At 65.0% G+C, this 8,101-nt stretch carries 8 protein-coding genes; 3 read left to right on the top strand and 5 right to left on the bottom strand.

What is annotated here, in order from left to right:
• Window positions 1–45 precede the first annotated feature (45 nt).
• Window positions 46–240, bottom strand: a complete 195-nt coding sequence (locus AC1RUR_RS15620; protein ID WP_492845431.1) for a DUF3072 domain-containing protein — start codon at window positions 238–240, stop codon at window positions 46–48.
• A 115-nt stretch (window positions 241–355) separates the two neighbouring features.
• On the opposite strand from AC1RUR_RS15620, the gene AC1RUR_RS15625 reads away from it, so the two are divergent.
• Window positions 356–577, top strand: coding sequence for a hypothetical protein (locus AC1RUR_RS15625; protein WP_492845433.1), 222 nt, complete (start codon window positions 356–358; stop codon window positions 575–577).
• A gap of 18 nt (window positions 578–595) precedes the next feature.
• Window positions 596–805, top strand: coding sequence for a hypothetical protein (locus tag AC1RUR_RS15630; protein ID WP_492845435.1), 210 nt, complete (start codon window positions 596–598; stop codon window positions 803–805).
• A 107-nt stretch (window positions 806–912) separates the two neighbouring features.
• On the opposite strand, the gene AC1RUR_RS15635 is transcribed toward AC1RUR_RS15630, so the two are convergent.
• The gene (locus tag AC1RUR_RS15635; protein WP_492845437.1) at window positions 913–1,158 is read right to left on the bottom strand and encodes a hypothetical protein; all 246 of its coding nucleotides are present in this window, start codon (window positions 1,156–1,158) and stop codon (window positions 913–915) included.
• A 95-nt stretch (window positions 1,159–1,253) separates the two neighbouring features.
• Window positions 1,254–1,589: a hypothetical protein gene (locus tag AC1RUR_RS15640; RefSeq protein WP_492845439.1), complete on the bottom strand. Its 336-nt coding sequence runs from the start codon at window positions 1,587–1,589 to the stop codon at window positions 1,254–1,256.
• An 87-nt stretch (window positions 1,590–1,676) separates the two neighbouring features.
• On the opposite strand from AC1RUR_RS15640, the gene AC1RUR_RS15645 reads away from it, so the two are divergent.
• Window positions 1,677–1,898 carry a hypothetical protein gene (locus tag AC1RUR_RS15645; RefSeq protein WP_492845441.1) on the top strand — a complete coding sequence of 74 codons (222 nt, stop codon included), beginning with the start codon at window positions 1,677–1,679 and terminating at the stop codon, window positions 1,896–1,898.
• Here the strand turns inward: AC1RUR_RS15645 and AC1RUR_RS15650 are convergent.
• Window positions 1,895–3,388 (bottom strand): HWE histidine kinase domain-containing protein, encoded by a 1,494-nt coding sequence (locus tag AC1RUR_RS15650; protein ID WP_492845443.1) that lies wholly within the window; start codon window positions 3,386–3,388, stop codon window positions 1,895–1,897. The two genes, AC1RUR_RS15645 and AC1RUR_RS15650, sit on opposite strands and share 4 nt — an antisense overlap.
• Window positions 3,389–3,401: 13 nt before the next feature.
• Window positions 3,402–8,101: HAMP domain-containing protein (locus AC1RUR_RS15655; RefSeq protein WP_492845445.1), on the bottom strand; the 4,700-nt coding region annotated here is incomplete at its 5' end.

Genomic DNA, 8,101 nt, shown 5'->3' on the forward strand with positions numbered 1-8,101 from the left:
ACAGCACCGGTTACGCAACGTTCCAAATGTGCAGGCTGTGCCCCTTTAGAAGGAGTTCGCCAATTCGATCTCGGCTTCCAGCACCTGGATGCGGCGCGCCGCTTCGGTGAAAGACAGGTCGCGATTGTATTGCGTGGGCTGATAGGCCTCCTCGCTGAGCCGCTTCAACCTCAGGCCTTGCGCCCTCGTCATCTGCTCCGCGAGAAAAAGCCTGGCGTCGTATTTACCTTGAACCTGCATCTGGCCTCTCCATCCTGAAATCGTCACTTGACTATATGTTCTTATTTTGTTCTAACAAGCCATGGACAACAGAATTAATGAAATTCGACGTAAAATCAGTGCCTTGAGGTTGGAGATGGCCGACGTCGAGGCATCCGTGCGCGACCTCGTCGATCGCGATCGCGACTGCACAGAAAAGGCCCTCGCGCAGATGGCTCTGCGCCGGAAAGTCAATTTGCTGATCGGCGAATGGAAGGCGGCTGGCGGTGGTGACGTCCTGCCGGATGTTCGCGATCGGGTACGTCTTCGTTCCCTGAAGAAAGCCGCTGATCCCGTGCGCGCAATCGCGCGCCGCTGAGACATTTGCGAGCGTGCCATGGAGGAAGACCCGGACACGTACCGGATCTTGAGACTGCGCGCCGAGATCCTCGAACTGGGGTCTGCAATCCGGCAGTTGCAGCGCGAGGGTCTCGACGATGCTGCGGCCCAACTCCTGATCGCACGCAAGCGGGCGCAGCTCGATCATCTCGTGAAGACGAACGCGGCAGGCGGCGACCTGAACATCCCTGACATCCGGCGCAGCTAAAGCGTGCGCCGACGACGCGGCGTGAGAAGGGTTGGATCGAACATCAAATCGAACACCAAAGCGAGAAGGCCCCGCAATCGCGGGGCCTTCGATGGACGGCGGCGCGCCTACTTCGCGTTGGTCGTGCCCTTGTTGTTGGTCATGGTGCCGCCCTGGTCGGAGCCGGGGCCGGAGCCGCCCTGACCGGAGGGATCGGCGCTCTTGGATTTCGTATTCGCACCCGTCGTCTGCGAGGACGAGGAGGACGTCGAGGATTCGTGTTTCGCCTTGTGCGACTTCGCCTGCGCGGCGAACGGGGCGGCGGCGAGGCCGGTGGCCAACATCATGGCGAGGGCGAGCTTGGTCGTCTTCATGCGTGGGAACTCCCTGAGTTAAAATGACGCAGGCAGCCAACTGCCATCCGCCACAGGAGTTCCCGGCAAAGCAGCTCCCAGGTTTCACGCGCGGTTCAAGATTCCTTGTCCTCGGTGATCATGAACACGATACCTGTGAGCATCGCGCCGATCGCGAACGTCGTCACGAGCGTGACGACGAAAACGGCAGCGGCCGAATCTCCGCCATGGTTCAGCAAATTTGCGACCGTCGGGTTGGATAGAATGAGCGCGAGCCCGAAGGCGAGGCCGAGCGCCGCGCCCATCATCGCATGCGTCATGATCGTGACGATGCCGGTGGCAGAGACCAGGCTTCGCGAATTTTTACCTGGCGAATTTTTCGGCGACTTTTTCGCTCGCATGGAACCGCCTCGATCATCCGTGCAACGCACCCGGTGAGTTGCCGGTTCCATTCGCATGAACGAATTGTCACGTCGGGCTTCATCCGACGTTCATGCCGACCTTGCGACCATCGACGCGTCAACACGGGAACATTCGATATGGGTAAGGTTGTCTTTCTCTATCGCTCGCTGGCCTACCGTAACGCGGCGGCCGATATGCTGCGCAAGGCGCGCAAGCTGCCGCGCGGTGCCGAGCGAAGCGCGGCCCGCCGCTATGCGATGGCGTTGCGCGATCTCGCACAAACGGAAGCCTGGCTCGAAGGGCGCGTCGCCGTTGAACCTCGGTCGGTGCAGCGCATGAAGGTCGCCGCGTCGGGTTAACCCGACGCGCGCTGGAGCGCGAGAGACGTGGCGGCGTCGAACTTGCCCTGCGCTGCTGCCGTGGCTGCGGTCTTGCGGGTCAACGGCACATCCAGGCGGCACAACAGGCCTTCGGAGCGCCAATCGAATTGCGCCTGTCCGCCGAGCTGGGACTCGACGCTCGCAAGCAGGCTCCGCGTGCCGAAGCCGCGAGATTTCGGCGTCCTCACCAGCGGACCGCCGGATTCCTCCCAGGTCAGCGTGAGGTGGTCGTCCTCGACCCGCCAGCCGATCAAGAGCCGGCCCGACCGCGTCGAGAGCGCGCCATACTTGGCCGAGTTGGTGAAAAGCTCGTGCAGCGCCAGCGCCAGCGTCTGGGCGGTCGCCGGCACCAGCTGAACTTCGGGACCTGCGAGCTTGATCTGGCCGCCGAGCGAATAGGGCGCAAGCTCCTCGTCGATCAGCTTCGAGAGTTCGGCGCCCTGCCAGCTCGACAGCGACAGGATCGTGTGCACGCGCGCCAGCGCGTTGATGCGCCCCTCGACGGCGTTGACATAGGCCTTGACCTCGTCGGCGCGGGTGAGGCGCACGATCGATTGCGCCAGCGCCAGCGCATTCTTGGCGCGATGATCGACCTCCCGCGCCAGGAGATTTTGCCGCTCCTCGGCCCGCTTGCGTTCGGTGATGTCCACGGTGACACCGCTGACGCGCACCACGCGGCCGGCCTGGTCCACCGTCGCGGCCGCCGTGCCGACGCACCAGCGCACCTCGCCGTCGGGCCTGCTGACGCGAAATTCCCCTTCATAGGCGTGCGCCCCGGAATTGAACGCGGCAATCGCCTGGCCGAACCGGTCGACGTCATCCGGGTGCAGCAGCGCCTGGATGTTCGCCGAGGTGACGTTGAAGGTCTCGGGCGTCACGCCGAAGATGCGATACTGGCCCTCGTCCCACATCCAGTCGCCGTTGATCCAGTCCCAGTCCCAGGATCCCATCTTGCCGGCGGCGATCGCCATGCTGCGGCGTTCTTCGCTCTCGCGCAGTTTCGCGGTGGAGTTTTCCAGTTCCGCCGTGCGTGCGCGAACGCGGTCCTCGAGTTCCTGGTTCAGCCGTTCGAGCTCGCGGGTCTTGCGATAGAGCTCGGCAAACACCTTGATCTTGGCGCGCAGCACCTCCGGCACGACCGGAACCGGCACGTAGTCGACCGCTCCCATCTCGTAGCCGCGCAACCGGTCGATGTCGCTCACTTGAATGGCCGAGATGAAGATCATCGCCGTCTTCTGGAAGCGCGGATGCTCGCGGATCATCGCCGCGAGCTCGAAGCCGTCGAGCTCGGGCATGCAGACGTCGACCAGGATCACCGCAATCTCGGTCTTGAGCAGCACCTCCAGCGCCTCACGTCCCGACGATGCAATGACGAGGTTCTCGCCGAGCTCCTTCAGGATCACCTCATAGGCGAGCAGCTTGGCGGGCTGGTCGTCGACGAGGAGGATGTTGACCTTTTCGTGGTCCATTAGCGGATCCAGCTCAGCGGTGCAGCCACATGCGGATCGCAAGCAGCAATTGATCGGTGTTGACGGGTTTGGCGAGATAGTCGGACGCTCCGGCTTCCAGGCATTTCTCGCGGTCGCCTTTCATCGCCTTGGCGGTCAACGCGATGATCGGCAGGCGCGCGAAAGCCGGGTTCTCGCGGATGACGCCGATGGTCTGATAGCCATCCATCTGGGGCATCATGATGTCCATCAGCACGATGGCGATTTCCGGATTGGACTCGACCAGCGTCACCGCCTCGCGGCCGGTCGTCGCCGTCAGCACCTTCATGCCGCGCCGTTCCAGGACGCTCGACAGCGCGAAGATGTTGCGGGCATCGTCGTCGACGAGCAGCGCGGTCTTGCCGATCAGGTCCTCGTCGGAACTGTTCAGCTTCTCCAGCATGCGCTGCTTCTCGACCGGCAGTTCCGTGATCACGCGGTGCAGGAACAATGCGGTCTCGTCGAGCAGGCGTTCGGGCGATTCCACGCCCTTGACCACGATGCTGCGCGCCATGGTGTGGAGTTCCGCATCCTCCTCCGCCGAAAGTTCGCGGCCGGTGAACACCACCACCGGAATGTTCGACAGCGCCTCGTCCTTGCGGATCTGGTCCAGCACCTCGAAGCCGCTCATGTCGGGCAGTCGCAGGTCGAGCACCACGCAATCGCAGGGTGCCTCGCGCAGCGTCGAGAGCGCGCCGGCGCCGGTGTCGGTCGCCACGATCTCGATGTCGTCGTGATGCAGCAGCTCGCGGATCGAGAGCCGCTCGGCCTCGTTGTCCTCGACGATCAGGAGCCGCTTGCGCCGCGGCCGTGCATATTCCTTGATCTGCGTCAGCGCGGCGGAAACCCCTTCGGTCGTGGTCGGCTTGTTGACGAAAGAGAACGCGCCGCGCGCCAGTGCGTGCTGACGGTCCTCGTCGAGCGTGATGATCTGCACGGGGATATGGCGGGTCAGCGGATTGTGCTTGAGCTGGCTCAGCACCGTCCAGCCGAGCATGTCGGGCAGGAACACGTCGAGCGAGACTGCGCGCGGCTGGTATTGTTTCGCAAGCTCCAGCGCCTCGGCGCCGCGCGCCGCGACCAGCACCTTGAAACCCTTGTCGCGCGCAAGGTCGACCAGCACGCGTGCGTAATGCGGGTCGTCCTCGACGATCAGGAGGATGCTGTCGCCGGGTTCGAGATTGAGACGGTCGTCGGCGATCGGCTCGACGACACGCTGCTCGGGCGCCGTCGCAGCCGACTGCAACGCCGGCGGCTGATTGTACGCTTGCGGCGCAGGCGAAGCGCTGCGCGGCGCCAGCGTCGGCCCTGAATATTTCAGCGGAAGATAGAGTGTGAAGGTCGAACCCTTGCCGGTCGCGCTGCGCAGGTGGATTTCGCCGCCGAGCAGGCTGGCGAGCTCGCGGCTGATGGCGAGGCCGAGGCCTGTGCCGCCATATTTGCGGCTGGTGCCGGCGTCGGCCTGCTGGAAGGCCTCGAAGATCAGCTTCTGCTTCTCGAGGGGGATACCGATGCCGGTATCGGACACCTCGAACGCGATCACGGCCGGCGCGGAGTTGAGCACCGGGTGATCCGTGCCCCAGCCGCCGAGCGCGCCGCCGACCTTCAGGCGCACTTCGCCTTCGGCGGTGAACTTGAACGCGTTGGAGAGCAGGTTCTTCAGGACCTGTTGCAGGCGCTTGGAGTCGGTGACGATGCTGCGCGCGAGGTTCGGATCGACGTCGATCTTGAACGACAGGTTGCGGTTCTCCGCCTCGTGCCGGAACGGCCGGCCGACGGTTTCGAGCAGGTTCGCGGTCAGGATTTCCTCGGCGTCGACCGTCACCGTGCCGGACTCGATCTTGGAGAGATCGAGAATGTCGCTGATGAGATTGAGCAGGTCGGTGCCGGCGCCGTGGATGGTGCGGGCGAATTCGACCTGCTTGCCCGTGAGGTTGCCGTCCGGATTGTCGGTGAGCTGCTGCCCCAGGATCAGGATCGAGTTCAGCGGCGTGCGCAGTTCGTGGCTCATATTGGCGAGGAACTCGGACTTGTACTTCGAGGTCAGCGCGAGCTCGGTCGCCTTCTCCTCGAGCGCGCGTCGGGCCTGCTCGATCTCCTGGTTCTTGCGCTCGACCTCGACGTTGCGCTCGGCGAGCTGCTGCGCCTTCTGCTCGAGCTGGTCGTTGGTCTGCTGCAATTCGCGCTGCTGGGTCTGGAGCTCGCCGGCCAATTGCTGCGACTGCTTGAGCAGACCTTCGGTCTGCATCGTCGCCTCGATCGAGTTGAGCACGATGCCGATGGAGTCGGTGAGCTGCTCCAGGAAGGTCATCTGCGAGGTCGTGAACGAGGTCAGTGAGGCGAGCTCGATCACGGCCTTGACCTGACCCTCGAACAGCACCGGCAGCACCACGAGGTTCTTCGGGGCGACGCGGAACAGCGCCGAGTTGATCGGCACCACGTCGGAGGGAATATCAGCGACCACGCGCGGCCGCCGGTCGAGCGCGCATTGGCCGATCAGGCCGTCGCCGAACGGCAGGACGCGCTGATAGGGGTAGATGCCGTCGCCGGCATAGGAGGCGAGCAGCAGGAGCTGCGGATTGTCCTCGTTCTCGACCTGGTAGATCACGCCGGTATGCGCGTTCACCAGCGGCGACAGTTCGGTCAGCAGCAGCCGGCCGACCGTGGCGAGGTCGCGCTGGCCCTGGAGCATGTTGGTGAATTTCGCGAGGTTGGTCTTCAGCCAGTCCTGCTCGGTGTTCACGTCCGTCGTGAGACGGAGGTTCGTGATCATCGTGTTGATGTTGTCTTTCAATTCCGCGACCTCGCCGCGGGCGTCGACCTGGATCGACCGCGTCAGGTCGCCCTTGGTCACGGCGGTCGCCACTTCCGCGATCGCGCGCACCTGCGAGGTGAGGTTGGCGGCCAGCAGGTTGACGTTGCCGGTGAGGTCCTTCCAGGTGCCGGCTGCGCCTGGCACGTTGGCCTGGCCGCCGAGGCGGCCTTCGACGCCGACTTCGCGCGCCACCGACGTCACCTGGTCGGCGAAGGTCGCGAGCGTCTCGGTCATGTTGTTGATGGTGTCGGCGAGCGCCGCCACCTCGCCGCGCGATTTCATCGTCAGGTTCTGCTTGAGGTCGCCGTTGGCGACCGCCGTCACCACCTTGACGATGCCGCGCACCTGCTCGGTCAGGTTCGCGGCCATGAGGTTGACGGTATCGGTGAGATCCTTCCAGGTGCCGGCAACGCCGGGCACCGCGGCCTGACCGCCGAGCTTGCCCTCGGTGCCGACCTCGCGGGCGACGCGTGTGACTTCGCCGGCGAAGGCGTTGAGCTGGTCCACCATGGTGTTGATGGTGTTCTTCAGCTCGAGGATTTCGCCCTTCACGTCCACGGTGATCTTGCGCGAGAGGTCGCCGCGCGCCACGGCGGTGGTGACTTCGGCGATGTTGCGGACCTGGGTGGTGAGGTTGGCGGCCAGCAGGTTGACGTTGTCGGTGAGGTCCTTCCAGGTGCCGCCGACGCCGGGCACGACGGCCTGACCGCCGAGCCGGCCTTCCGTACCCACCTCGCGCGCCACGCGCGTCACTTCGGCGGCGAAGGAGCGGAGCTGCTCGACCATCGTATTCAGGGTGTCCTTCAGCAGCAGGATCTCGCCGCGCACGTCCACCGTGATCTTCTTCGAGAGGTCGCCGCCGGCGATCGCGGTCGCGACCTCGGCGATGTTGCGGACCTGGGCCGTCAGGTTCGAGGCCATGAAGTTGACGTTGTCGGTGAGGTCCTTCCAGGTGCCGGCGACGCCGGGCACTTCGGCCTGGCCGCCGAGCTTGCCTTCGGTGCCGACCTCGCGCGCGACGCGCGTCACTTCGCCGGCAAAACCGTTGAGCTGGTCCACCATGGTGTTGATGGTGTTCTTCAGCTCGAGGATTTCGCCGCGCACGTCCACCGTGATCTTGCGCGACAGGTCGCCGCGCGCCACGGCGGTGGTGACTTCGGCGATGTTGCGGACCTGGGCGGTCAGGTTGCCCGCCATCGAGTTCACGCTGTCGGTGAGGTCTTTCCAGGTGCCGGCGACGCCGGGCACGTTGGCCTGGCCGCCGAGACGGCCCTCGGTGCCGACCTCGCGCGCGACGCGCGTCACCTCGCCCGCGAAGCGGTTGAGCTGGTCGACCATCGTGTTCAGCGTGTCCTTGAGCTGAAGGATCTCGCCGCGCACGTCCACGGTGATCTTGCGCGACAGGTCGCCGCCGGCAATGGCGGTCGCGACCTCGGCGATGTTGCGGACCTGGGCGGTGAGGTTGCCCGCCATCGAGTTCACGCTGTCGGTGAGGTCCTTCCAGGTGCCGGCGACGCCGGGCACTTCGGCCTGGCCGCCGAGCTTGCCTTCGGTGCCGACCTCGCGCGCCACGCGCGTGACTTCGCCGGCAAAGGCGTTGAGCTGGTCCACCATGGTGTTCAGCGTTTCCTTCAGCTGAAGGATCTCGCCCGAGACGTTCACGGTGATCTTCTTCGACAGGTCGCCCTTGGCCACGGCGGTGGCGACTTCGGCGATGTTGCGGACCTGACCCGTCAGGTTCGAGGCCATCGAGTTCACGCTGTCGGTGAGGTCCTTCCAGGTGCCGGCGACGCCGCGCACCTGGGCCTGGCCGCCGAGCTTGCCTTCGGTGCCGACCTCGCGCGCCACGCGCGTGACTTCGCCGGCAAAGGCGTTGAGCT

It is taken from the genome of Bradyrhizobium sp. GW821-FHT12B03, from assembly GCF_058807535.1.